A 24,898-nucleotide genomic window follows, 5' to 3' on the forward strand; every position below is an offset into this window, starting at 1 on the left:
TGGAGTGGTACTCAAGAGGCTGAAGAGGACGGTTTGCTAAATCGTTAGGCTGGGTAACTGGTGCGGAGGTTCGAATCCTCTCCACTCCGCCACTTCGAAATGAAAGCTCTGACTTTTGTCAGGGCTTTTTATTGTATACACTAAAAGAAAATTGACATGTGTCCTCTTTTTTGGTATTCTTGTACGGTATTCCATCACAAGAGTGATGGAAAGATTTATTTTGGGTGAAAGGGAGGAATTCACTAATGCAGACGCAAGCGAATCAGGGCTTCCTTGATCGTTTCTTCAAGCTCCGTGAGAAGAACACGACGGTCAAGACGGAAGTCCTCGCAGGTCTTACCACATTCATTGCACTCGCTTATATTATCTTTGTCAATCCAAACATCCTGTCGGAGGCAGGGATCCCGAAGGAAGCGGCTATCGCCTCGACAATCTGGATCGCAGCACTCTCGACCATGGTCATGGGCGTATTCGCCAACTACCCGGTCGCACTCGCACCGGGCATGGGCCTCAATGCGTTCTTTGCCTACTATGTATGCGGTACACTCGGTCTCCACTGGACGGTCGCACTCGGTGCCGTCTTCTTTTCGGGCGTCCTGTTCCTGATCCTGACGGTCAGCCATATCCGCCAGGCCATCATCAATTCCGTGCCGCAGAACCTGCGCGTCGCTATCAGCGTCGGCATCGGCCTCTTCATCGCTTTCATCGGCCTCAAGGGCACGGGCCTCATCATCCCGGACAAGGCGACGTTCATCGGTCTCGGTCATGTCACGGATCCGACGACGATGCTCTCGCTCTTCGGCCTCGTGCTGACGGGCGCTCTGATGGCGCGCAATATCCAGGGCTCTATCCTCATCGGCATCATCGTGACGACGCTGCTCTCGATGGTACTCGGCTACTCGCCAGTCCCGCACGCCATCGGCGATGTCGTCAGCACGAGCCTGCCGCACATGGGCGAGACGTTCGGCAAGCTCGACATCGCTGGTGCCTGGAATTACGGCATCGTCTCCATCATCTTCACGTTCACGGTCGTTGAGCTCTTCGATAACATGGGCACGCTGATCGGCTTGACGTCGAAGGCGAAGCTCATCAAGCCGAACGGCGAGATCGAGAACCTCGACCGTGCTCTGACGACGGATGCAGTCGGCACGATCTGCTCCTCGATCTTCGGTACGTCGACGGTCACGAGCTACATCGAGAGCGCTGCCGGCATCGCGGCTGGCGGCAAGACGGGCTTGACGGCTGTCACGGTGTCCATCTGCTTCCTCATCGCGCTGCTCTTCGCTCCGCTCGTCGGCCTCGTGCCGGGCTTTGCGACGGCTCCGCCGCTGATCCTCGTCGGCGCGCTGATGATGAGCGAGGTCGGCAAGATCAACTTCGTCGACTTCTCGGACGGCCTGCCGGCCTTCCTGACGATCATCATGATGCCTCTGACGGGCTCTATCGCCAACGGCTTTGCCTTCGGCTTCGTCAGCTACGTATTCATGAAGACGGCTGTCGGCAAGTACAAGGAAGTCAGCTGGATCATGTGGCTTGTCTCTATCGCATTCGTCATCAATCTCGTCATGCGTTCGTGAGCGAAATAGCTTGACAAGCATTTGACGCTATGATAATATTTCATATTGTAGACGCCTAGGGCGTCTTTCCCCAACCGCACAGCGAGGTCTTGAGAAACGAGCAATCGTACCGTAGCTGGCGAGTAATCTATCAGGGAGGTGTTTTCATGTACGCAATCATCAAAACGGGCGGCAAGCAGTATAAGGTCGCCGAGGGCGATGTCATCATGGTCGAGAAACTGGCTGCCGGCGAAGGCGAGGCAGTTGTCTTTGATCAGGTCCTGACGGTCGTCAATGACGCTGATGTCAAGATCGGTACGCCGGTCGTCGAGGGTGCCAAGGTAACGGGCAAAGTCGAGGCTCAGGGCAAAGATAAGAAGATCCTTGTTTTCAAGTACAAGGCTAAGTCGAACTATCGCAAGCGCCAGGGTCATCGTCAGCCGTTCACGAAGGTTGTCATCGAGAAGATCGAAGCCTGATCACCGATGATCAAGGTCAAGATCTTTTGCCAGCCAGACGGCAGGATAACCGGCTTTGACGTCTCCGGCCACAGCGGCACGGCGGCGGCAGGTGAGGATATCGTCTGCGCTGGTGTCTCGTCTTTAACGGACACGGCGTTCCTTGGGATAACCGAGTATCTGCATCGCGAGGTCAGCTATGACGCGGCGAGCGGGAAGCTCAGAATGGAACTCAAGGACAGTCCAGACGAGCAGACAGAATCGATTCTGCAAACGATGCTATTGGGGCTCTCAGCCATTGCTGAGGCGTATCCCAAGGCTGTACGTATCCTGAAATAGTGGAGGTGAATTCCATGTTTAAGTTTGAACTTCAGCGTTTCGCACATAAGAAGGGCGTCAGCTCCACGCGTAACGGCCGCGACAGTGAATCCAAGCGCCTCGGCGTCAAGGAGCATGCCGGCACGATCGTAACGGCTGGCAGCATCCTCGTTCGTCAGCGCGGCACGCATTTCCATCCGGGCCACAATGTTGGTATCGGCAAGGATGATACGCTGTTCGCAAAGGTTGCCGGCAAGGTCGCTATCGAGCGCAAAGGCCGCTATAACCGTCAGATCAGTGTTTACACGGCTGAAGAGGCTATGTAATGAAAGATACCTGCGCATTCCTCCGGGAAGGCGCAGGTATTGTTATATTGCTGCATATTGCTAGATAAAACGGCGTTAAGTTGCGTTGTGATGGATAAAAAGCCGGTGTTGGGTATCACAATGCCGGCTTTTTATGCATGACAAACAGGAATGCAGCAGGCAGTTGTTGAAATAGACAAGAAATCTCAAGAGAAAAAGGAGGCTATCATGCAGTTTATCGACAGGACACGCGTCATCGTCAAGGCGGGCGATGGCGGTCACGGCAAATCGGCGTTCCGCCGCGAGAAGTTCATCCCGAAGGGAGGCCCGTCTGGCGGTGACGGCGGACGCGGCGGCGACATCATCTTCGTCGTGGACCAGAACATGAATACTCTGCTCGATTTCCGCTACCACCGCAAGTTCAAGGCGGAGAACGGTGAGAACGGCGATATCAAGAACCAGTACGGCAAGAATGCACCGGCCTGCTACGTCAAGGTGCCGGCCGGTACGATTGTCAAGGATGAGGAGACGGGTGAGGTGCTCGCAGACCTCACGGAGATCGGCCAGGAGGCTGTCATCTGCAAGGGCGGACGCGGCGGCCGCGGCAATGCGAAATTCGCGAATGCCGCCAACCGTGCGCCGACGTTTGCGGAGTTCGGCGAGCCGGGTGAGGCGCGCAACCTGATCCTCGAGCTCAAGCTGCTCGCAGATGTCGGCCTCGTCGGCTATCCGTCGGTCGGCAAGTCGAGCCTCGTCGCCAGTGTCAGCGCGGCGCGCCCGGAGATAGCGGAGTACCACTTCACGACGATCACGCCGGTGCTCGGCGTCGTCAAGACGGACTACGAGAAGAGCTTTGTCATGGCGGATATCCCGGGGCTCATCGAGGGTGCGGCCGACGGCGTCGGCCTCGGCCACGACTTCCTGCGCCACGTCGAGCGCACGAAGCTCATCCTGCACATCGTTGACGCCTCTGGCATCGAGGGCCGCGACCCGGTTGACGACTACTACAAGATCAATGCAGAGCTCAAGAAGTACAGCGAGAAGATCGCGCGCCGCACGCAGATCCTCGTGGCCAACAAGATCGACCTGCCGGAGGCGCAGGAGAATTTGCCGCGCCTCAAGGAGCTGGCCGAGAAGGAGGGCCTGAAGTTCTTCGCCATCTCGGCGGCGACGCGCGAGGGCGTCAAGGAACTCATCTCCTACGTCGGTGAATGGCTCGACAACTACGTCGAGGAGCCGGAGCAGGAGGAAGAGGTCAAGGTCTACGATGAGACGGCCGAAGACCCGGACAAGATCACGATCACGCGCAATGATGCGGGCGACTTCATCGTGCACGGCAAGGCCATCGAGAAGCTCGTCATCATGACGAACTTCAACAACGATGAGGCTGTGCGCCGCTTCCAGTACATCTGGCGCATCAAGGGCATCGACGAGAAGCTCAAGGAGCGCGGCATCAAGGAAGGCCAGACCGTCCACATCGGCGAGATGGAATTCGAGTACCGTGAGTGAGACGAGTAAGAGATATATCATATAGGATACGGAGGAATCGATTTGATCCGCAATTCACTGACAGGAAAACAGAAGAGCTTCCTGCGCTCAATGGGCATGAAGCTCGAGCCGGTCGTCCAGATTGGCAAGGAGGGCGTGACGCCGACCGTTGTACAGGCGGCACGCGAGGCAATCAAGAAGCGCGAGCTCATCAAGGTACGCGTGCTGCAGAACTGCATGGAACTGCCGGCCGATGCCATCGCCATGCTCGCAGAGCGCGCTGACGCTAACCTCGTGCAGGTCATCGGGCGCAACGGCCTGCTCTTCAAGCGCAATTTCGAGAAGCCGAAGATCGAGCTGCCGTAAGACGGAGGGATGCAGTATGGACGCACGTCAGAGGCTCAGGGAAGCCAGGCGCATCGTCGTCAAAGTCGGCACGAGTACGCTTGCCCATGATACGGGCATGCTCAACCTCTACCGCATCGACCATCTCCTGCGGGAGTTGGCCGACCTCATGAATGAGGGGCGCGAGATCATCCTCGTCTCCTCGGGCGCCATCGCGGCGGGCCTCAGCAAGCTCGGCCTCGCGAAGAAGCCGGACTCCATTCCGGAAAAGCAGGCGGTTGCCGCCATCGGCCAGGGCGTGCTCATGCATATCTACGAGAAGTTCTTCGCCGAGTACGGCAAGACCATCGGCCAGGTGCTCCTGACGAAGGAGAACGCCGTGCGTCACCACCAGTACCGCCACTCGCGCGATGCGCTGCTTGCCCTGCTCGCGATGGGGGCCGTGCCAGTCATCAATGAGAACGATGCCGTCGCCGTCGACGAGATCAAGATCGGGGATAACGACAATCTCTCGGCGATGGTCGCGACGCTCGTCGATGCCGATGCGCTGATCATCCTCTCGGACATCGAGGGCCTCTACACGGCAAATCCGGCAACCCATCCAGATGCCCGCCTCATCCACGAGGTCGAGGAGATCACGCCGGAGGTCATCGAGATGGCCGGCGGCGCGGGCTCCTCGCTCGGCACGGGTGGCATGGCGACGAAGCTGCAGGCCGCTCAGGTGGCCATGAGCGCCGGCGTCAACATGGTCATCGCCTCGGGCAGTGAAGAGGGCGCTTTGCGCCGCATCCTGCAGGGCGAGGAGGTCGGCACGGTCTTTGCCGCGCGCGAATCGCATCTGCGCGTGCGCAAGAGCTGGCTGGCCTTTGGCAAGCGGCTGCAGGGCGATCTCGTCGTCGATGCGGGCTGCGTCAAGGCGCTCGAAGGTGGTTCGAGCCTGCTGGCCGCCGGCATCAAGGCTGTCGACGGCGACTTCGAGGCCGGCAGCACGGTGCGCGTCCTCGCCGAGGACAACCGCGAGATCGCGCGCGGCATCGTCAACTACAATACAGAAGACCTCCGCCGGCTCATCGGCCACAAGACGGAGGACTTTGAGCATCTCGTCGCGGGCGCTGTCCACGAAGAGGTCATTCATCGGGATAACATGGTCCTGATGGTCTGAGGGGGAATACTGAGATGGATATCCAGGCAGAAATGAAGAAGAAGGCAGAGGCGGCGAAGGGCGCAGCGGCAAAGCTCGCTCTGCTCGGCGCAGATGTCAAGAACAAGGCGCTTCTGGCGATGGCCGACGCGCTCGAGAAGCGCAGCGAGGTCATCCTGCAGGCCAATGCGCTCGATATCGAGGACGCGCGCCAGAAGAAGGTCAAGCGCTCGTACCTCGACCGCCTGCTGCTCGACGAGGGCCGCATCGCCTCGATGGCGGAGGGCCTGCGCCAGACGGCAGCCCTGCCGGACCCCGTTGCGACGGGCGACTACTCGACGGTCCGCCCCAACGGCCTCGAGATCCGCCGCGTGCGTGTGCCGCTCGGCGTCATCGGCATCATCTACGAGGCGCGCCCGAATGTCACGGCCGATGCCGCGGGGCTCTGCCTCAAGGCCGGCAACGCCGTCATCCTGCGCGGCGGCTCTGAGGCCATCCGCTCGAATATCGCCATCAGCTCCCTGCTTGCCAAGGCTGCCTACAAGGCGGGCATCCCCGAGGGCGCCATCCAGTTCGTCGACTTCACGGACCGCGAGGCCGTCGATGTCATGATGCACCTGCGCGGCTATCTCGATGTCATCATCCCGCGCGGCGGCGCCGGACTCATCAAGCACGTTACCGAGAACGCGGCGGTGCCGGTCATCGAGACGGGCACGGGTGTCTGCCACACCTATGTTGACGCTTCGGCTGACCAGGAGATGGCAATCTCTATCGCTGTCAATGCGAAAGCCAGCCGTTGCTCGGTCTGCAATGCCATGGAGACGCTGCTCGTCCATCAGGACATCGCAGCGGAGTTCCTGCCGAAGCTCATGGCGGCGATGACGGCAAAGCACGTCGTGCTGCGCGGCTGCGAGCGGGCGCGCGCCATCTGCCCGGAGATGGAGTCGGCGACGGAGGAGGACTGGTCGACGGAGTACGGCGACCTCATCCTCTCCGTGCGCGTCGTCGACGACCTCACGATGGCCATCGCGCACATCAACCGCTACAACACGGGCCATTCCGAGGCCATCATCACGAAGGACCTCGTGAACGCGCATCGCTTCCAGCGGGAAGTCGATGCAGCGGCCGTCTACGTCAACGCCTCGACGCGCTTCACGGACGGCTTTGAGTTCGGCTTTGGTGCAGAGATCGGCATCAGCACGCAGAAGCTCCACGCGCGCGGCCCGATGGGCCTTACGGCGCTGACGAGCACGAAATACCTGATCTACGGCGAAGGGCAGATCCGCGAATGATTGGCGGGTATCTGCGCACAATGCGCCAGTACCTCGCCACGCCGAAGGGCGCCTTTGACGCGAGGGATTACTTGAAGGCGGCAGGGCTCATGCTCTTGAGCATGGCCGCCCTGGCGCTTGTCGTCGAGCTGTTTCTGGGGGAGTGAGTCATGAAAGGCATCGGTATCATGGGCGGCACGTTTGACCCAATCCACACGGGCCACCTGCTGACGGCGGAATTCGTGCGGGATGCGTATGAACTCGAGAAGGTCCTGTTCATCCCTGCGGCGCATTCGCCCTTCAAGCTGGACAAGCGCGTCGCCTCGGCAGAGGACAGGCTCGCGATGACGGAGCTCGCGGTGGCGGGCAACCCGCACTTCGAGGCATCGGACATCGAGATGTGCCGCGAGGGCGTCTCCTACACATCGGATACGATCGCCCTGCTCGCTGAGCGCTTCGGCCCGGAGGTGCCGCTCTACTTCATCACAGGTGCGGACGCCATCAACGACCTGCCGGACTGGCACCAACCGCGGGAACTCCTGGCATCGTGCCACTTCATCGCGGCGCGGCGCCAGGGCACGGCGCTCGACATGGCGAAGCTCCGCGGCTTTTTCGGCAGCCTCTGCGATGCGCACATCCATGAGCTCGCGACGCCGGAACTGGAGATCTCCTCGACACAGATACGCGGGCGCATCCGAGAGGGCCGCTCCATCCGCTACATGGTGCCGGAATCCGTAGAGACATACATCAGAAAAGAAGGGCTTTATCGATGAGTTATGGCATGACGTTAGAACAGATGCAGGCGGAACTGGAAGCAAGGCTCAAGCCGAGCCGCTTCCGCCATTCACTCGGCGTATCCGAGACGGCTGTGAAGCTTTCGCACCGCTTCGGCGTGGACGAAGAGAAGGCGCGGGTTGCCGGACTCCTGCACGACTGCGCAAGAGAGTTCCGCAATGAAGCTATGGTCGAGGAGGCAGAGAAGCGCGGCATCGCTATCGGCGAGGTCGAGCGCTCGATGCCGCTCTTGCTCCACGCCGATATCGGCGCCGTGCGCGTGCGCGAGATCTACGGCGTGGAGGATCCTGCCATCTCGCAGGCCATCGCGCGCCACACGGTCGGCGGCGCGCAGATGACGCCGCTCGACAAGATCATCTGGTACGCCGACATGATCGAGCCGAACCGGGATTTCCCCGGCGTCGACAAGCTGCGCGAACTCGCCAAGACGGCCTCGCTCGACGAGATGATGCTCGCCGGGCTCAGCCACTCCATCATCTTCGTCGTCCAGAAGGGCCATCTCGTCCATCCGGCGACGGTGCTGGCGCGCAACGAGATCCTGCTCGGGCAGATGAAGAGGAAGGACGCAGAGGCAGAGCAGGCGAAGAAGGCAAAGAAGGAAGATTGACCGATGGGGAAACGGAAAGAGGACAACGTAACATGGCGCCATATCGAGCAGAAGAAGCGGGAAATCGCGCGCCTGCGCAGGCGCCGTTTCCTGCGCCGCCTGCTCGCAATGGTCATCTTCACGGTGCTGCTGCTCTTGGCGGCGGGCGGCATCTACGCGCTCGTGCGCGGAACGGAATACCTCGTGCAGGAATACCAGACGATGTACGCCGGCTACACCGAGCGCCGCGCGTCCTGGCAGGGCGCTGTCAACCCGAGCTTTGATGGCTACACGAACGTGCTCGTCATGGGCATCGACGACGGCGCCGACCCGACGAACACGGAGGGAGCGAAGGCCGACACGATCCTCGTCCTGAGCATGGAGAACAGCAGCGGCAAGGTCCGCTGCATCACGATCCCGAGCGACACTTGGGTCAATCCGCCGGGCAATGCGCACTTCATGCGCATCCGCTCCGTCTACACAGAGGGCGGCGCACCGCTGATGGTCCGCGAGGTCAACCAGCTGCTCGGCATCCCCATCCACCAGTACGTCGTGCTCGACCTCAAGGGCTTTTCGGCGCTCATCGACGCTTTGGGCGGCATCGACATCTACGTCGAGAGCGACATGGACTACGAGGACCCCGAGGGGGGGCTCAACATCCATCTCAAGCAGGGCTACCAGCATCTCGACGGCAATCAGGCCCAGCAGTACCTGCGCTACCGCAGCCCGGAGCTCGGCGATGTCGGACGCGAGCAGCGCCAGCAGCGCTTCGTCAAGTCGCTCTACCAGCAGGTCATGCGCCTCGAGACGGTGCCGAAGCTGCCGCTCATCGCCGAGACGATGCGCAGGCACGTAAAGACGAGCGCAGAGGTCTTTGACTCGGCGCACCTCGCCAATGTCGTGCGCCATCTCTCGAGCGACCAGCCGCAGGGGGTCATCCTGCCGGGCTCGCCGGCGCTCGGCGACGATACGGTCTGGATGCCGGACCAGGACGCCATCCGCCATGCGATGCAGGAGCTCTTCCCGGATGCGGGAAACTGAGCCTACTGCCTGATAACGTGAAGATTTTGATAGAGAATAAAGGTACAGGAGGTACAATATGACGGAACAGGAAATGTGCAAGGCCATCTGCAAGGCTGCCAGCGACAAGAAGGCGCGTGACATCGTGACGATGGACATGCAGGGCCTCATGATCTCGCCGGATTACTTCGTCATCTGCTCGGCCAATACGGCTACGCAGGTGCGCGCAATCGCCGACAACATCGAAGAAGAGCTCGCCAAGGACGGCGTTGCTTTCAGCCACAAGGAAGGCTATCGTGAGGGCGACTGGGTCCTTTTAGACTTCGGCGATGTCGTCGTCCACGTCTTCCGCCAGGAGATGCGCGAGTACTATGCGCTCGAACAGCTCTGGGGCGATGCGAAGCTCACGGCCTATGAAGAGTGAGACTATGAATCATGAGAACAGCAGCGGGAAACCGTACAGAAGGATGGAGACTATGAACGATAAGACGGAAATGCCCCAGGAGGCTGCGCGCCCCAAGCGGAAGTTCGGACCGAGCACGGTCGCCCGCCTGCAGGTTGCGCGCGTCAGCGAGATGGGCGCTTTCCTCGATGCCCAGACGGGGAATACCTCGGATGATATCCTGCTGCACAAGACGCAGCAGACGCATCCCGTCGCCGTCGGCGATCTCGTCGATGTATTCCTCTATCTGGACCCGAAGCGCCGCCTGACGGCCAGCATGCGCGTGCCGAAGATGAAGGAGGGGCAGATTGCCCGCCTGCGCGTCATCAATGTGACGCGGGACGGCGCCTTCCTCGATGTCGGCGCGGAGCGCGGCATCTTCATGCCGTACGCCGGCATGCGCGGCCGCCCGCAGGTCGGCGAAGTCGTCTGGGCAAAGCTCTACACCGACAAGTCCGGCCGACTGGCTGTGACGATGGAAGTCGAGGACGAGATGCGCCGCGCTTCGAAGCCGGCGACACACGTCAAGGTCGGCCAGATGGTCACGGGGGCCATCTACAACTATACGGACGCCGGTGCCTTCCTGTTCTCGAATGAGCGCTACATCGTCTTCATCGCCAACAAGGAGATGAAGGAGCAGGAGCGCCCGCGCGTCGGGCAGATCGTGACGGCACGTGTCACCTTCGTCCGCTCTGACGGACGCCTCAACGCCTCGCTGCGCGAGGCCAAGGAGAAGGCACTCGTCACGGATTCAAGCCGCATCCTTGAGCTTCTCGAGAGCCGCAAGGGCCGCATGCCCTACAGCGACGAGACGTCGCCTGAAGTCATCCGCGACAAGTTCCAGATCAGCAAGGCCGCCTTCAAGCGCGCGCTCGGTCATCTGATGAAAGAGGGCCGTGTCGCCGAGAAGGACGGCTGGACGTATCTGCTCGACGTGAGCGCTGCAGCGGACAGCGAGAAAAGCGAGAAAAGCGAGAAGGATAGAGATTAACGCGATTATGGGGGGCGTTTCATGAGACGTTATACGACACTCCTGCTGACAGCGTTCCTGCTGCTGGCCATCGTCATCGCTGGTTCTGCCTACCTCGCCGGCACCGGACACATCGACCACCGGACGAGAGAGCAGGAAATCACAGTCTTGACAACGCTGCCGGCGGAGGAAGCCGAGATCTTGTCACAGGCGTATGAGGACAGCTCTGGTGTCCACGTGACGTTTGTGCCGCTTTCTTCGGCAGATGTCCTCGAGCGCGCGAAGGCGCAGGCCGGTTCGCCGCAGAAGTCTGGCCCGGCGATGGTGCTGGCCGACTGGCAGACGCTCGGCCAGGCGTCGCGCAGCGGCTATCTCGTGCCGTACTTGTCGGAGCGCGGCGACATGGTCGCTGCAGCCTTCCGCCAGGATGACGGCTACTGGATGGGCGTCTGGTATGATCCCATCATCTTCTGCATCAACAGGGACTACCTGATATCGCTGCACACAGACATCCCCGACACCTGGCAGGCGCTCGCAGACCAGGACGGGCGCATCGGCATCACGGATTTCATGGCCGCGGATGCCTCCTCGAACCTGCTCTACGCGATGGATGCGGAATTCGGCGACGAGAAGACGCTGGAGCTCCTCGACAAGATCCATCCGCGCGTCGTGCAGTACGCCCGCTACCTCTCGAATCCCGTGCGCCAGGCCGGCATGGGAGAGGTCGACATCTCGATTGCCGTCGAGAGCGAGACGCTGCGCTACATCCACGACGGCTACCCGCTGCAGATCATCTATCCGGCAGACGGCACGACGGCGTGGATCACCGGCACGGGCATCCTCGCGGGCAGCGGGGACAGAGAGCGGGGGCTCGCCCAGAACTTTGCGGACTGGCTGCTCTCCGATGAGGCGCAGCTCGCCCTGCAGAGCCACAATTACTTCTTCGTGCCGACAAATCCGGGGACGATGGCCTACCAGTCCTTCCCCGGCAAGAATCTCACGCTTTTCACGCAGAACCCGCAGTTCTCGGCTCAGCAGAAGCACGACCTGCTCGACACGTGGGCGCGCGAGATCCGATTCAAATGATTGGCGAGGATGCCTTGCGGCATCCTCCTTTGTATGGTTTGTGTGATTGCATCTACCAATACTAGGGAGCTTGCAGCTGGTTCGAGCGTCATCTGGCTGAACACGGTGCAAAGATCATTGTCGTCAACAACGAGGACCTCAGCCCGGAATGCGAGATGATCCAAGACCTAATCAGCATCATCCGTATGTTTTCCAACCGCATCCATGTGTTGCAGAAATACGAAGGGAAGCTGAAAGGAGATGAAACGGTTGCTCAGATCCTTCAAGACCGAACTCCGTCTCACCGAAAGCCAAAAGGATAAGATACGTCGGTCACTCGGTATCTGCCGCTTCCTCGCAAATCAGTACATCGCCCGCAACATCTGGCTGTACCGCCTGTATCAGCGCGGCGTCCTCGATGAGAAGCAGCGCCATTTCGTCACCGCCAATAACTTCGACAAGTACGTCAACCATGTACTAAAGAAGAAATTCCCTTGGATTGACCAGTGCGGGTCCAAGGCGCGCAAGAAGGTCCTCGTCAATGCGGAGCAGGCGTTCAAGCGCTTCTTCAAAGGACAGGCGCACTTCCCGCGCTTCAAGCGGAAAAACCAGCAGAACGTGAAGCTCTACTTCCCGAAGAACAATAAGGGCGACTGGACCATCTGGCGGCACAAGATCCAGGTCCCGACCATCGGCAAGGTACGCCTGAAAGAATTGGGCTACCTGCCGCAGGGCGTGACCATCAAGAATGGGCATGTCTCCTATGAAGCGGGCCGTTACTACGTCTCGGTCACAGCTGAGATTGAGGAGACGAGCCGCTATAACAACGACTTGGAAGCATCGTACCATCCGCAGACGGATGGCATCGGTGTGGACCTCGGTGTCAAATCGCTTGCTATCGTCAGCGATGGCAGGATTTTTGAGAATATCAATATGTCTTCCCGAGCCAGACGGCTCGAGAAACGGCTGAGAAGAGAGCAGAGGCGTCTCAGCTGCAAGTACGAGATGCGAAAGAAGAAAGGTGGGAGCACTGCTACTGCCTCTGCAAACATAGAGAAAAAGAAATTATCGGTACAGAGATTGCATCAGCGGTTGGCGAATCTGCGCCGCAATCACGAGAATCAAGTCATCCATGCACTGGTGGAGCAAAAACCACGCTTCATCACAGTGGAAGACCTCAACGTGACCGGCATGATGAAGAACCGCCATCTCTCGAAGGCAGTGTCAGAGCAGCGCTTCTATTCCTTCCGCGAGAAGCTGCGGCGCAAGGCAGAGATCATCGGGATTGAATTCCGCATCGCGGACCGCTTCTACCCGAGTTCCAAGACCTGCCACGCCTGCGGGCATGTGCATAGCGGCCTGAAACTCAAAGACCGCACTTACGTCTGTCCTGCATGCGGCTACAAGGAAGACCGCGATTTGAATGCAGCGCTGAATCTGCGCGATACGAAGGACTATCGCATCGCCTGATTCACGCTCGCGCATTTCATAAATGTACCGATGGCTAGTCGGAAACAGGCCGTTGCCCTGCCGCGCAGGGAATATGGCCGACGCCTTTGGAGTGTACAAGAACTTGTGAGTAGTCTCAGGCTTGCCTGGACAAAAGCATACACGATGAAAAAGGAATATTTCTAGGCATAGATAATTTCTATGTTATTCTATGTTTTTAGTAGCAGGTATTTCAGTGAAAGCTGGTTTCATCAGTCTTGGCTGTTCCAAGAATCTCGTTGACACGGAGGTCATGCTCGGCATCCTCCAGCAGCACGGCATTGAGCTCACGGCCAACCCGGCCGAGGCCGACATCCTGATCGTCAACACCTGCGCCTTCATCCAGTCGGCCAAGGAGGAGTCGATCACGACCATCCTCAACATGGCCGAGTACAAGGAGAGCGGTCGCTGCCGCAGCCTGATCGTCGCGGGCTGCCTCGGCCAGCGCTACAAGCAGGAGCTCTTAGACGAGATTCCCGAAGCCGACGCCATCATCGGCACGGGCGCCTGGGGCCGCATCATGGAGGCCGTCGAGGAGACGCTCAAGGGCCATCGCCTTGTCATTGCCGGCAAGGACGAAGCGCTCTACGACGAGCACACGCCGCGCATCACGACGACGCCTTCATACACGGCTTACGTCAAGATTGCGGAGGGCTGCAACAACCGCTGCGCCTTCTGCGCCATCCCGTACATCCGTGGCGACTACCGCAGCCGCCGCATCGAGGACATCTGCGATGAGATCCGCCACCTGACGGAGAACGGCGTGCGCGAAGTCGTGCTGATCGCTCAGGACTCGACGGAGTACGGCCGCGACCTCTACGGCCAGCCGAAGCTCGCAAAGCTCCTGCGCGAGATCGTCAAGGTGCCGAAGCTCAAGTGGGTGCGCACGCTCTACAGCTACCCGAAGTACTTCAGCGACGAGCTCATCGAGACGATCGCCAGCGAGCCGAAGATCTGCAAGTACGTCGACCTGCCGCTGCAGCACGCGCATGATGCCGTGCTGCGCAGCATGCGCCGTCCTGACACGCAGGAGGAGATGCGCGCGCTCATCCACAAGCTGCGCGAGCGCATCCCCGGCGTGACGATCCGCTCGACCTTCATCGTCGGCTTCCCGGGCGAGACGGATGCCCAGTATCAGACCTTGCGCAACTTCCTCGAGGAGATGCGCCTCGACAAGGTCGGCGTCTTCACGTACTCGCGCGAAGAGGGCACGCCGGCCTACGATATGCCGAACCAGGTGCCGGAGGAGATCATGCAGGAGCGCTATCACGACCTCATGAGCCTGCAGTGCAAGATCTCCGAGGAGATCAACCAGTCGCTCGAAGGCAAGGAACTCGATGTCCTCATCGAGGGTCGCGACGAGGAGCAGCCGAACATCTCGGTCGGCCGCTCCTACCGCGAGGCGCCCGAGGTCGATGGCCAGGTCTACGTCGAGAACGATGCGGACAGCAAGCCGGGCGACATCGTGCGCGTGCGCGTCCTGCAGGGCTTCACTTACGACGTCGTCGGCGAGCGCATTGACGGCGCAGAGAAGGGGAAGAAGGCAGCGGAATGAGCAAGAAGCTTCTTGAAGAAAGCGTAGGAAAGGAACTCCTCGCGCAGGGGCTCACGATTGCCTGCGCCGAGTCGTGTACGGGCGGCCTCTTGACGAGCCGCCTGACAGATATCGCCGGCAGCTCGGCCTACGTCATGGGCTCGGTCGTCTCGTACACGAACCGCATCAAGGAATCGCTCGTCGGCGTGCGTCACGAGACGCTGCTTTCGCACGGGGCAGTCTCAGAGGAGACGGCGCGCGAGATGGCAGAGGGCATCGCGCGCGCCGTCGGGACGGATATCGGCGTCGGCATCACTGGCATCGCCGGCCCGGGCGGCGGCACGAAGCAGAAACCCGTCGGACTCGTTTTCATCGCCGTTTCAGGTCCGAGGGGTACGATGGTCAAAGAAAATCACTTCAGCGGCGCGCGCACGGAGATCAAGCGCCAGACGACCGACACGGCCCTCGAGATGACCCGCGCGTATCTTGAACAGCTGAAACGGGAACAAGCCTGACAAGAAGAGAGGAAGAGATACTATGCGTTTCCATTCTTATATGGCAGCGGCGGCACTCGGTGCATCGCTGCTCCTGATGCCGGCTATGCCGGCCTTTGCCGCAGAGCAGGCACCGGCGGCAGCCTCGCAGGCAGCCGAAGCCGCGCTGCCCTACACTTACACGAGCCAGCAGTACGGCTACACGATACAGTGTCCGCAGAAGCCGGTCGGCGTCATTCCGGCCAGCGCGCTCTACGAGGACAGGAAGGGCGATGTCCTTATCTTCGACAACGACGGCTACAACATCAAGTACGCCTGGATCGTGCTGACGGACGCTTTTGACAACAAGAGCGTGCCAGATCTCAACAAGCTCAAGGAAGCAGATGCCGAGAAACTGCTCTCGGGGATCATGGGCAGCAACGGCTACGAGGGCATCATGCTCGTCAATCTCAACGCGAAGAACAAGGCCATCTACGCCGTGACGGCCAAGGAAATCGAGATCGACGAGAACGGTGACGGCCAGATTGACGGCGTGGCCAAGGCCGATACGCAGATGGCCGTCGCTTTCTTCCGCACGGAGAAGGGCAATCGCTACGGCGTTGAGCTCATCGACAACCCGGACCTGCGCGAATCGTCGCTCGCCGCCTTCCAGAAGGGCATCACGACTCTGAAGGATGTCGACGGCAAGCAGCTCATGAGCAGCAAGGACAAGAAAGTCAAGAACGTCAAGAAAGATAAGAAAGACAAGAAGAACAAGAAGTAAGGCAAAAGGGCTGCCGCACGGGAGAGTCGTGCGGCAGCCCTTTTTCTTGTACGGTCCATGACTTGCATGGTGACGCAGGCATCAAAAAAGCCAGCCCTTGCGGACTGGCTCTGCATTCATATGGCAGGGGTAGCTGGACTCGAACCAACGCATGCGGGATTCAGAGACCCGTGCCTTACCAACTTGGCGATACCCCTGTGTCTTTCGACATTTATATATTATACGGATGAGGGGACCTGTTGTCAAGCGGGAAATCAAAAATTTTTGCAGAGAGTTTTTGATTTCTCGCTTGCCTTATCGCGGAAATCTGCTATAATCTAGATAACGAATGAATGACTGTTCATATATTTAAATGGAGGCCAAAATGAATCAAAGGCAGAAGAAGAACCTCATCCGCATCATCACCGCGGCCGCGCTCATGGTCGTGCTGGCCTATGTGCCGCTCTCTGGCACGGCGCGCTTCCTCGCGTACCTCGTGCCGTACTTCGTCGTCGGCTACGACATCCTCATCAAGGCGGCCAAGGGCGTCTGGCGCCGCCAGCCGCTCGACGAGTGCCTGCTCATGGCCGTGGCGACAGTCGGCGCGATGGCGCTCGCCGTCTACGAGGACGGCGACTACACGGAGGGCATCGCCGTCATGCTCTTCTATCAGGTCGGCGAGTGGTTCCAGTCGTATGCAGTCGGCCGCAGCCGCCGCAATATCTCGGAGCTCATGGACATACGCCCCGACTACGCTAATCTCGTCGAGCCGGACGGCGTGCACCGCGTCGGCCCCGACTCCGTGGGCGTCGGCTCGACGATCCTCGTCAAGCCTGGCGAGAAGATCCCCTTAGACGGCGTGGTCGTGGACGGCGAGTCGAGCCTCAATACGATCGCGCTGACGGGCGAGAGCCTGCCGCGCCGCGTCAAGACGGGCGATGCGGTCATCAGCGGTTGCATCAATGCGGACGGCCTGCTGACCATCCGCACGACGAAGCGCTTCGCGGAGTCGACTGTCTCGCGCATCCTGCAGCTCGTCGAGGAGGCGAGCTCCCGCAAGTCGAAGTCGGAGCACTTCATCGCGAAATTCGCGCGCATCTACACGCCGATTGTCGTCGGCGCTGCTGCCGTGCTGGCCGTCGTGCCGCCGACTGTCGCCCTCCTCGGCGGCATGGAGCCTGCTTGGGGGACGTGGGCCTACAGGGCGCTTGTCTTCCTCGTCATCAGCTGCCCGTGCGCGCTCGTCATCAGCATCCCTCTCTCGTTTTTCGCCGGCATCGGCGGGGCGAGTCGCGCCGGCGTGCTCATCAAGGGCTCCAACTACATGGAGACGCTCGCCTCTGTTGACACAGTCGTCTTTGACAAGACGGGCACGCTGACGAAGGGCGTGTTCGAGGTCACGGCCATCCACCCCGAGACGATCGAGCCAGAAGAGCTCTTGCACCTCGCGTCACATGTCGAGCGCTACTCGACGCACCCGATCGCCGTCTCGCTGCGCGCGGCGTACGCGCATGAGGCGGACGACTGCCGTGTCAAGGCGGTCGAGGAGGTCGCCGGCCACGGCGTGCGCGCCACGGTCAACGGCCATAGTATCTGCGTCGGCAATGCGAAGATGATGGAGTCCATCGGTGCGGCCTGGCATCCTTGCGAGAGGAAGGGCACAATCATCCACGTATCCATCGATGGCGTCTACGCGGGCCACATCGTCATCTCGGATGTCATCAAGGCGAATGCGGCTGCAGCCATTGACGCGCTGCACAAGAACGGCATCCGGCGCACGGTCATGCTGACGGGCGATGCGAAATCTGTCGCCGACCAGGTCGCGGCGGAGCTCTCTCTCGATGAAGTCTACAGTGAGCTGCTGCCGCAGGACAAGGTCGCGAAGGTTGAAGCGCTGCTGCGGCAGGAGCAGGGCGGCAAGCTGGCCTTCGTCGGCGACGGCATCAACGATGCACCCGTGCTCTCGCGTGCCGACGTCGGCATCGCGATGGGCGCGATGGGCTCTGATGCAGCCATCGAAGCTGCCGATGTCGTGCTGATGGACGACGATCCACTCAAGATCGCGGTGGCACAGCGCATCGCGCGCAAGACGATGCGCATCGTTCGCGAGAACATCGTCTTCTCAATCGGCGTCAAGGCTGTCGTGCTCGTGCTCGGCGCCGTCGGCCTCGCCAATATGTGGGCGGCCATCTTCGCCGATGTCGGCGTCATGGTGCTGGCCGTTCTCAATGCCATGCGGGCGCTCTTTGCGAGCGGCCAGCTGCCAGAGACTCCCTCCGCGGCCGCTGTCCGCGAAGAGGTACTGCCGTCGGGCGCGGCTGTCGAGACGATTCCCGTTCCCCAGGCTGCTGCAGAGAGTGAGCCCGTGAAGGAGGCAGGATCTGTGCCGCATCATTCCTACCGCATCGAAGTGGACTGCGCCAACTGTGCGAACCTCATGGAGCAGGCGGCAAACAAGGTGCCGGGCATCCGTCATGCTGCCATCAACTTTATGATGCAGGAGATGAAGGTCGAATTTGAGCCGGATGCCGATCCAAAAGAAGTCATGCCGCGCGTGCGCACGGCATGCAAGAAGGTCGAGGACGACTGTGAGATCTATATCTGAATCCTGAATGGAATATAAGGGTACTGCAACAAAAAAGAGCGAGGTGATATCTCGCTCTTTTTGTCATGAGACGCGGCTCATGAATGGTGTCGTCTCGAGGTAGATCTCGAAGGTGCGCGGCCACGGGAAGCTCATGTCGGCCTGCATGTCGTGGAGCTGCAGATAGATGGTGCCCGAGGGCGCAGCGACGGGGAAGGGCGCGCGGAAGGCGGCCGTGTTCTTGTAGACGAGCAGGTGGCGCGTCATCGAGGTGCGCAGCATGAGGTTGGCCCAGCGGTAGTTGTGGTCGAGGTCGAGGTCGGCTGTGTTGGTGTAGCCGGCCTTCTTGAGCGTGCCGTTGATGGTGTCGATATCTTCCTTGAGGTAGAAGTAATCCTCGAGGATGCGGTTCTCGAGGAAGCGGACCTGCGCGGCGGCGAGGCCGATGGCTTCATCCTCGCCGCTCACTGTTTCCAGCGAGGAACGGTAGAGGCAGGCCTGGGCAATCGCCGTGCCGAGGGCGTTGCTCGTCGTGTTCCAGCCTGCGTAGGCGAGCAGATGGTTGACAGGGAAGGCGGCCGCGATGAGCTGTGGCAGGACTGTCTCATCGGCGTTGAAGTGCTTGCTGAGGTCGACGAGTGCCGTCGGCTGCCCCTTGGCGAGGTTGTCTTCGAGCAGGCGCACGCAGGCACCGCGGCTCCAGAGCGTGTCCTTGTCGGTGTCGTTCGTCGAGACGAGCAGCGTGAAGTCGGCCTCTTCCGGCGAGGCGGCGAGTGAGCCGCCCGTCAGGCGTATCTTCTCCTCGGTGCAGACGCCCGTCGAGACGGCCATGTAGGGCATGACGCGGTCGCGCGCGCCGGGGTCGTTGTAGGCGACGAAGATCTTCGGCGCATAACCAGTCTGCTCGTTGTGCCAGGCGGCGAGCAGCGACAGGGCAATCTCATCGGCGCCGTGCGTCAGGAAGACCTGGCGGTCAGAGAGGCCGAGGCTCTTGATGTAGTCCAGGAGCGCATACTTCTCGATGTTTGGGATGCCGTACTCCTCGCCGTCGTCCTGACCGAGCACGAGGCGCGTCAGCGTGCCCTCGTGCGTGAGGTCGATGAGCCGTTCGTTGAGTGTGGCGTTCTCCCGGAAGTGTGCGAGGTAGCGCTCCAGGCTTGCGGGCGGGATCTTCGCCTTGAGGGCGGCGAGTTTCGTTTCGTCGACGGGCAGCCCTGCAGCCTGTCGGCCGGCGAGGCGCGAGTAGGCCATGATGTCGCGCCTCTCGTCGTAGCCGTCGATCGTGTCCTGCGGCGTCAGTCGCGGCAGGATGCTGAAGGCGTAGATGGGCACGGCGGGATTGGCTTCGTGGAGCTCGCGCAGGAAGGCGAGGAACTCCTCGACCTCTGCAGATGTGGCCTGCTTCTCGCGGGCCGTCAGCAGGCCGCCGTAGAGCAGCTGGTCGACGGAGAGGAAGACGGCGTCGGTCGTTCCCTTGGCCACTTCCTCGAGCAGCCAGCGGCGCATGGCCTTCGTGTCGCCAGGCTGCGAGTAGTAGTCCTGCAGCTCGTGTGGCGGCGTCACGACCTCCGTGCCGCCGATGCGGCCCGCGTCGATGACGAACTGGCGGCATGGCGGGCGGCCGTCGAGCGGCACGAGGATGACATGATGCGCCGTCGTTTCCTGCGGCGAGACAGGCGTGCCGGCCGGATGGCGCAGGGCCCGCAGATTCCAGAGACCGAGCGCGAGGAGCGGCACGAGCATGAGAATCAGGAGAGCGCGGCGCTTTCGATATCGTTCCAAAGAGATGTCCATCCTTTCTCTACAGATGTTTGATACACGTCAGTTAATTATACCATAAAGGTTCACGAAAGCGGCAAAGTATGGTAGAATGAATCTGTTTATCATAAATAAAGCTAGAACCTTTATATATAAACGGCTCTAGCTTTTCCTCTTCTTGATTTGCCTACAATTTGTCGACAAAACGCATTGTCTACATCACTTTGTCTACAAGTTCGGCCGTCTCACGGGCCATCTTTTCCGTGTCGTGCGAGTAGAGGTTTTCCGTGATGGATACATCAGCATGGCCAAGGCGGGCAGCTACGTCAACTGGCTTCGCTCCGGCTTCTATCAGTCTCGTCGCGTGCGTGTGTCTCAAGCTGTGGAAATTCAGGTCAACTTTGTGCAGGCTGTACATGATCTTCTCGCGTGTGATAGGCAAACCGAACTTGCAGGTACAGACAATGGGCATTTCATGCACGTTCTTCGGATGGTCAGCGGCAGGCAGGACGAGCAGTGTTTTCTCGTTCCCTTGCGCATATGCTACCTGATACGCTGCGCCGAGTCTCAGCCTTTCGGCAGCCTGTTCCTTGCGCCAGTCTCGCAGATATGTTAGTAGCTTGTCACTCACGCATATGGTGCGCGTGCTCGTTGCGGTCTTTGGCGGTGCAAAGAAACTCTCGCTCCGTAATCTTCCGGGGCGGAGCTGCCGGACGACGTGTATCTTCTTCTTCTCAAAGTCTATATCCGTCCAACATAGGCCAAGTGCTTCGCCGATTCTCAGCCCTGCATAGTATCCAAGCATGATCGGCGTCAGCAGGTATTTTGTGCGCTCTTTTTCATTCAAAAACTTCACGATCTGCGTAAACTCTTCAGGCGAGATAATGCGTCTCTGTAGTACAGATTTCGGCGCGGAACGCGGGATAGAGATACAAGCAGCGGGGTTCGTTGCAATCATCTCAGCGGGATACACAGCATAGCGAAACATACTCTTCAAGATTGAAAGTGTTCCAGCTATCGTCTCACGACTCTTACCATCTGCGGCCAGACTGCGTACTAGCGTGTCTATGTCACGCGGCTTGACATTCTGCAAGTATATGCCTGCCATGCGCGGCTTGATGCACGAGCGGTAACGGCTAGCGTATTGCAGATATGTCCCGCGCTTCACATTTGGCTTCACGATGTTTTCCAGCCAACTCTTAAAAAAGTCATCAAGTAATACTTTACTACTTGTGATCCCGATGTTTCCATGCTTCCAGTCGGCATATGCTTCAACGCCTGCGTCATATGCTTCATCCTGCGTGGCAAAGCCGCCTTTCTCTTTTATCCTGCGGCGCCCGGTCTCCGGATTTTTGCCAATCTCAAATGAGTACGACCATGTTTTCCCGCGCCTGCGGGTGCGTATCGTCGCCATATTTTTTCTCCCTTCTCCGCGACTTTTCGCGCGGGTATGTGGTATAATATAAGAGTAATCTCTGGAAGCGGCGTACCTGCTCACGCCATCCTCATCCACAGACCACGGTGACGAGAGAATTGAGAGCGGGGGCGGTCACGGCCAATGCGACAACGGAGCAGGAGCCTGAGGAGGCTGCCTGCTCTTTATCGTTTTGTTGACGTCAATAAATTGTTCGATTTGGAGGTGTAATTATGATTGTGGAACACATAACGGATGAAGAAAAGGTGAGGAGAATCCTTGCTGACCGTGAAGAAGATTTACTGCAACGTGATATCCTCGATGCAATCCGAAAACACAACGTCAAGTATTATCGGCTCAAGGATATCATGGACGAGATACTTGATAATATCAGTACCTATGTGCAGGTAAACAAGGATTCTGTCAGTGAAGAAATCTATCCATGCATCCCTGATGAGACTACGAGGGGAAAATAATTTCTTCGGCTACCTTTACCGCTATATTCTTTACGATGTCCATCGACATAGTACCAGCGTTTTCTCTTATCATCTCTTTGACCTTTTTCCATACCTTCTCACTTCGTATGTTGTCTAGGTAGTCTCTCCCTTTTGGCGTCAGGTCAACGATTCGATAGACTCCTTTGTTAGTCAGCTTGCATTGGACATATCCTGACATCCGAAGGTATTCAATGTTGGTGCGTATCGTGGCGTTTGATGGTATAGGCGATATCTGCTTCTGATAAAACGAATCGAGTATGTGATTCTTGCCATTGCTGTGTTCCTCAGTAATCAGCAGAATCTCTCGAATCAGATCATAGTCAAGTTTCATAGTTCCCCCTGCCGCCTTCGGGCGGCTTTTTCATTTCGAGAAGTCTTTCATCTTTACATCTTGACTCCAATATTCATCATCCAGCTTGCGGTTTACCTTGTCTAGGTACTCACTCTGCTTGTCGAGGTAGTCGCTTTCTTTCTGTCGCAGGTCGTCCTCATCCATCTGCCGCATGATGTCGCTTACGCTGACGTCGCCCTGTGCTGCGGCTGGCGCGGGCTGGCTGTCTACTCGATCTTGTAGGTCAGCGTTCTCGTTCTTCAAGTCTTGTACTGTTGCCAGCAAGTCCATAATCTTTTTCTGTGACTGGTACACTTGGTTATCCTTGCTGTCTACTTGTTCATGCAAAGCCTGCACCTGCTGGTGCTGTGTGTAAGCGTAGTAGCCTGTGCCTGCCAGAGCGATGGCGAGGGCGGCTATAATGACGTGTTCGTTCTTCATGTTATTCACCTCTTTTTTATTGCCGTTTTGACGTTATGATGAAGCCGCCTGCACATACAACTGCTATAATGACTTCCTGCAAGCCGAGCCGCCCATAGGATATGTCGGTATATTGCTTGAGGTCTTTGCTTATATTGGGCTTGCTAGAGAATGTGCCATAGTTCACAGTGCCATTCATTGTTTCATAGGAATGATGGTTTTTTAGGTACGTTGCAGGGATGCTTGTTTTGTATGGCACAAAGAACAGTAGTGATATCAGTGATATGACGCAGAATATCAACGCCCAGAACTTCATGGGATACGAGTGCATGAAGTTTAAAATTTTTCCTTTTCTCTCATTGAATTTACTCGTTGATTGTTTTGAGAGTTTTTGCTTATCGTTATCGTCCATATTTTCCACGCTCTCCTTTTTACTACTGCAAATCAGTATGATAACCATAATGAATGATACGAGTGGCAGGAACATAGCGATGATGGCAGATATACACTTGCCCGTGCTGTATCCAAGAAAACGCGCTCTTTTCCATGAAGCAACAAAGAAGAGTATGAGCGCCAGTACGCCAAGCGAACTGGACGTTGTATATTTTCCTTCTATCAATATTCTGTTTAATATCAGGGCAATGAATAGCAGTACTGTAGCACCAATGTATTTCCATCTAGTCATACTCAAACGCTCCTTTTATTTCAAAAGGTTATAAGCTCCCATAATTGCCCCGGCTATCATCAAAGCGAAGCCGATTACAGTAAAGAAAATGCCATACTTTCTTCTTAATGCGCTCATATCGAAAACCTTGCGTTCATCGAATCCCATGAGCTGCAACAAGAAACCGAACAGGAATATATGGTAGGCGAGCGAGAAGTGATTGAACGCGAACGGCATGATGAAGATGGCTATCAGCTTTATCAAGTCATTGCCGAGAGATTCAGCGAACCCTTCTACAACGATCATCGACAAGAAGAAATAAACAATCATATCGACATAGACGTTGCTGATGAGGATGTAAGTTGCAAGTAAAGCAATAAACGGCACGATCTTCATTATGAGTTTCCGGCGTTCGTATGTATCAATGGAAACACCATTCCTTTTCTCGAAGCACTCGGTGCAAAAATACACCTTCTCTCCAGTCTCTTGGCTAGTACCGACGACCATGTTTGTCTCATCAAGCTCTTTCCCACAATCTCTACATACCATCGTGACAACCGCCTTCCTATAATTATCTCAATATTGCGACTTTAACTGTATATATCCATCGAGTGCGTTCTATCGTTATCTATCAGAACTTTCTAATAGATTGAACGACACGTCCGATAATCTGCACGGGCAAGTTCTTCACTTCTTGTGCGCTGTAGAAGTGCGGCGTGTACACGGCGGTGTTGTGCCCTATCAGCGTGATACCGTCCGCGCTTTCCTTAACTTCCTTTGCCGTTGCTTCTTCTCCATCTATCAGTACAATAGCTATCTCACCATTCTCAACGTAGTTCTGGCGGCGCACGATGACGATATCGCCGTCCATGATGGTTGGCTCCATTGACTTGCCGACGATGCGCAGGCCGAAGTATTCGTGGCCGTCCTTGGAATACTTTTTGTCGATGTACTCATAGCCGACAATTTCCTCATCTGCTACAATCGGCCTGCCAGCTGCGACACGTCCGACGATAGGTACACGGAATGTGTGGGCGTCAATAGAGACCATATTGGGTATACGAGATAAATCTCCTAATATCTTGTCAATTAAACGTTTCCGTACAAACATGACGACGGTAGATGGGAATCCAGCTACAGCCAAAATCACAGTTAAGGAAACGAAGCAGAATGGGCATAAAATCTATTCCATCGAATTAGAGGCACTAGAAA

Annotated in this window: 28 protein-coding genes, 2 tRNA genes and 2 pseudogenes; 24 read left to right on the forward strand and 8 right to left on the reverse strand. The window is 58.1% G+C overall.

All coding sequences use genetic code 11. The features are described from left to right. Position 1 precedes the first annotated feature (1 nt). From QDI87_RS09870 to QDI87_RS09965, 21 genes and pseudogenes are all read left to right on the forward strand, one after another. Positions 2-92 (forward strand) — tRNA-Ser (locus tag QDI87_RS09870). A gap of 153 nt (positions 93-245) precedes the next feature. Next, on the forward strand, positions 246-1,577 hold the full coding sequence (locus QDI87_RS09875) for an NCS2 family permease (protein ID WP_036375910.1): 1,332 nt from the start codon (positions 246-248) through the stop codon (positions 1,575-1,577). A gap of 146 nt (positions 1,578-1,723) precedes the next feature. Beyond that, positions 1,724-2,035 (forward strand): 50S ribosomal protein L21, encoded by a 312-nt coding sequence (gene rplU / locus QDI87_RS09880; RefSeq protein ID WP_036375913.1) that lies wholly within the window; start codon positions 1,724-1,726, stop codon positions 2,033-2,035. 6 nt (positions 2,036-2,041) lie between these two features. Continuing rightward, positions 2,042-2,353, forward strand: coding sequence for a ribosomal-processing cysteine protease Prp (locus QDI87_RS09885; protein ID WP_036375916.1), 312 nt, complete (start codon positions 2,042-2,044; stop codon positions 2,351-2,353). Between the two features lie 14 nt (positions 2,354-2,367). Continuing rightward, positions 2,368-2,658, forward strand: coding sequence for a 50S ribosomal protein L27 (gene rpmA / locus QDI87_RS09890; RefSeq protein ID WP_036375921.1), 291 nt, complete (start codon positions 2,368-2,370; stop codon positions 2,656-2,658). A 207-nt stretch (positions 2,659-2,865) separates the two neighbouring features. Next, complete coding sequence (gene obgE / locus QDI87_RS09895; RefSeq protein ID WP_036375925.1) at positions 2,866-4,146, forward strand: GTPase ObgE; 1,281 nt, start codon at positions 2,866-2,868, stop codon at positions 4,144-4,146. A gap of 42 nt (positions 4,147-4,188) precedes the next feature. Next, entirely contained in the window at positions 4,189-4,491 is a 303-nt protein-coding gene (gene yhbY / locus QDI87_RS09900) for a ribosome assembly RNA-binding protein YhbY (protein ID WP_036375928.1), read from the forward strand. Between the two features lie 16 nt (positions 4,492-4,507). Further along, the gene (gene proB, locus QDI87_RS09905) at positions 4,508-5,632 is read left to right on the forward strand and encodes a glutamate 5-kinase (RefSeq protein WP_036375931.1); all 1,125 of its coding nucleotides are present in this window, start codon (positions 4,508-4,510) and stop codon (positions 5,630-5,632) included. Between the two features lie 14 nt (positions 5,633-5,646). Then, on the forward strand, positions 5,647-6,903 hold the full coding sequence (locus QDI87_RS09910) for a glutamate-5-semialdehyde dehydrogenase (RefSeq protein WP_036375934.1): 1,257 nt from the start codon (positions 5,647-5,649) through the stop codon (positions 6,901-6,903). Then, entirely contained in the window at positions 6,900-7,049 is a 150-nt protein-coding gene (locus QDI87_RS09915; protein ID WP_169737571.1) for a hypothetical protein, read from the forward strand. The genes QDI87_RS09910 and QDI87_RS09915 overlap by 4 nt, the downstream gene beginning before the upstream one ends. A gap of 3 nt (positions 7,050-7,052) precedes the next feature. Beyond that, positions 7,053-7,655, forward strand: coding sequence for a nicotinate-nucleotide adenylyltransferase (gene nadD, locus QDI87_RS09920; protein ID WP_036375937.1), 603 nt, complete (start codon positions 7,053-7,055; stop codon positions 7,653-7,655). A gap of 8 nt (positions 7,656-7,663) precedes the next feature. Continuing rightward, on the forward strand, positions 7,664-8,284 hold the full coding sequence (gene yqeK / locus QDI87_RS09925) for a bis(5'-nucleosyl)-tetraphosphatase (symmetrical) YqeK (RefSeq protein WP_036376108.1): 621 nt from the start codon (positions 7,664-7,666) through the stop codon (positions 8,282-8,284). Positions 8,285-8,287: 3 nt separating this feature from the next. After that, a complete protein-coding gene (locus QDI87_RS09930; protein ID WP_036375940.1) occupies positions 8,288-9,304 on the forward strand; it encodes an LCP family protein in 1,017 nt (338 codons plus the stop codon). Positions 9,305-9,362: 58 nt separating this feature from the next. Next, positions 9,363-9,707, forward strand: a complete 345-nt coding sequence (rsfS, locus tag QDI87_RS09935; RefSeq protein WP_036375943.1) for a ribosome silencing factor — start codon at positions 9,363-9,365, stop codon at positions 9,705-9,707. 52 nt (positions 9,708-9,759) lie between these two features. Continuing rightward, positions 9,760-10,716, forward strand: coding sequence for a CvfB family protein (locus tag QDI87_RS09940; protein ID WP_036375945.1), 957 nt, complete (start codon positions 9,760-9,762; stop codon positions 10,714-10,716). A gap of 21 nt (positions 10,717-10,737) precedes the next feature. Further along, positions 10,738-11,781 carry an ABC transporter substrate-binding protein gene (locus QDI87_RS09945; protein WP_036375948.1) on the forward strand — a complete coding sequence of 348 codons (1,044 nt, stop codon included), beginning with the start codon at positions 10,738-10,740 and terminating at the stop codon, positions 11,779-11,781. A 77-nt stretch (positions 11,782-11,858) separates the two neighbouring features. Continuing rightward, positions 11,859-12,083, forward strand: a pseudogene (locus QDI87_RS11780) (IS607 family transposase); the annotation flags it as partial. Then, positions 12,022-13,230, forward strand: coding sequence for an RNA-guided endonuclease InsQ/TnpB family protein (locus tag QDI87_RS09950; protein ID WP_081828417.1), 1,209 nt, complete (start codon positions 12,022-12,024; stop codon positions 13,228-13,230). The pseudogene QDI87_RS11780 and the gene QDI87_RS09950, both read left to right, overlap by 62 nt. 214 nt (positions 13,231-13,444) lie before the next feature. Then, complete coding sequence (rimO, locus tag QDI87_RS09955; protein WP_036375955.1) at positions 13,445-14,803, forward strand: 30S ribosomal protein S12 methylthiotransferase RimO; 1,359 nt, start codon at positions 13,445-13,447, stop codon at positions 14,801-14,803. Beyond that, entirely contained in the window at positions 14,800-15,297 is a 498-nt protein-coding gene (locus QDI87_RS09960; RefSeq protein ID WP_036375958.1) for a CinA family protein, read from the forward strand. The genes rimO and QDI87_RS09960 overlap by 4 nt, the downstream gene beginning before the upstream one ends. A gap of 22 nt (positions 15,298-15,319) precedes the next feature. Then, a complete protein-coding gene (locus QDI87_RS09965; RefSeq protein ID WP_036375962.1) occupies positions 15,320-16,039 on the forward strand; it encodes a hypothetical protein in 720 nt (239 codons plus the stop codon). A gap of 121 nt (positions 16,040-16,160) precedes the next feature. Here the strand turns inward: QDI87_RS09965 and QDI87_RS09970 are convergent. After that, a tRNA-Gln gene (locus QDI87_RS09970) sits at positions 16,161-16,236 on the reverse strand. Positions 16,237-16,403: 167 nt separating this feature from the next. Here QDI87_RS09970 and QDI87_RS09975 point away from each other — a divergent pair. Next, a pseudogene (locus tag QDI87_RS09975) lies at positions 16,404-18,266 on the forward strand (heavy metal translocating P-type ATPase); the annotation flags it as partial. Further along, positions 18,252-18,623 carry a cation transporter gene (locus QDI87_RS11710; protein ID WP_255241017.1) on the forward strand — a complete coding sequence of 124 codons (372 nt, stop codon included), beginning with the start codon at positions 18,252-18,254 and terminating at the stop codon, positions 18,621-18,623. The pseudogene QDI87_RS09975 and the gene QDI87_RS11710, both read left to right, overlap by 15 nt. Before the next feature lie 63 nt (positions 18,624-18,686). Here the strand turns inward: QDI87_RS11710 and QDI87_RS09980 are convergent, their stop codons facing one another. Continuing rightward, positions 18,687-20,384, reverse strand: a complete 1,698-nt coding sequence (locus QDI87_RS09980) for a DUF4127 family protein (protein ID WP_244881882.1) — start codon at positions 20,382-20,384, stop codon at positions 18,687-18,689. A gap of 190 nt (positions 20,385-20,574) precedes the next feature. Then, entirely contained in the window at positions 20,575-21,774 is a 1,200-nt protein-coding gene (locus QDI87_RS09985) for a tyrosine-type recombinase/integrase (RefSeq protein WP_278743181.1), read from the reverse strand. A 233-nt stretch (positions 21,775-22,007) separates the two neighbouring features. Between QDI87_RS09985 and QDI87_RS09990 the strand changes: the two genes are divergently transcribed. Beyond that, positions 22,008-22,250 carry a hypothetical protein gene (locus tag QDI87_RS09990; RefSeq protein ID WP_278743183.1) on the forward strand — a complete coding sequence of 81 codons (243 nt, stop codon included), beginning with the start codon at positions 22,008-22,010 and terminating at the stop codon, positions 22,248-22,250. On the opposite strand, the gene QDI87_RS09995 is transcribed toward QDI87_RS09990, so the two are convergent. The 5 genes from QDI87_RS09995 to QDI87_RS10015 form a co-directional block, all read right to left on the reverse strand. After that, positions 22,234-22,602: a DUF2513 domain-containing protein gene (locus QDI87_RS09995; protein WP_278743185.1), complete on the reverse strand. Its 369-nt coding sequence runs from the start codon at positions 22,600-22,602 to the stop codon at positions 22,234-22,236. The two genes, QDI87_RS09990 and QDI87_RS09995, sit on opposite strands and share 17 nt — an antisense overlap. 30 nt (positions 22,603-22,632) lie before the next feature. Next, positions 22,633-23,043 carry a hypothetical protein gene (locus QDI87_RS10000; RefSeq protein ID WP_278743186.1) on the reverse strand — a complete coding sequence of 137 codons (411 nt, stop codon included), beginning with the start codon at positions 23,041-23,043 and terminating at the stop codon, positions 22,633-22,635. A gap of 16 nt (positions 23,044-23,059) precedes the next feature. Continuing rightward, positions 23,060-23,707: a hypothetical protein gene (locus QDI87_RS10005; RefSeq protein ID WP_278743188.1), complete on the reverse strand. Its 648-nt coding sequence runs from the start codon at positions 23,705-23,707 to the stop codon at positions 23,060-23,062. A 15-nt stretch (positions 23,708-23,722) separates the two neighbouring features. Beyond that, complete coding sequence (locus QDI87_RS10010; protein ID WP_278743189.1) at positions 23,723-24,193, reverse strand: hypothetical protein; 471 nt, start codon at positions 24,191-24,193, stop codon at positions 23,723-23,725. A 124-nt stretch (positions 24,194-24,317) separates the two neighbouring features. After that, a complete protein-coding gene (locus QDI87_RS10015) occupies positions 24,318-24,830 on the reverse strand; it encodes a LexA family protein (protein ID WP_278743190.1) in 513 nt (170 codons plus the stop codon). Positions 24,831-24,898 lie beyond the last annotated feature (68 nt).

The organism is Mitsuokella jalaludinii, from assembly GCF_928722185.1.
Classification (GTDB): Bacteria; Bacillota; Negativicutes; order Selenomonadales; family Selenomonadaceae; genus Mitsuokella; species Mitsuokella jalaludinii.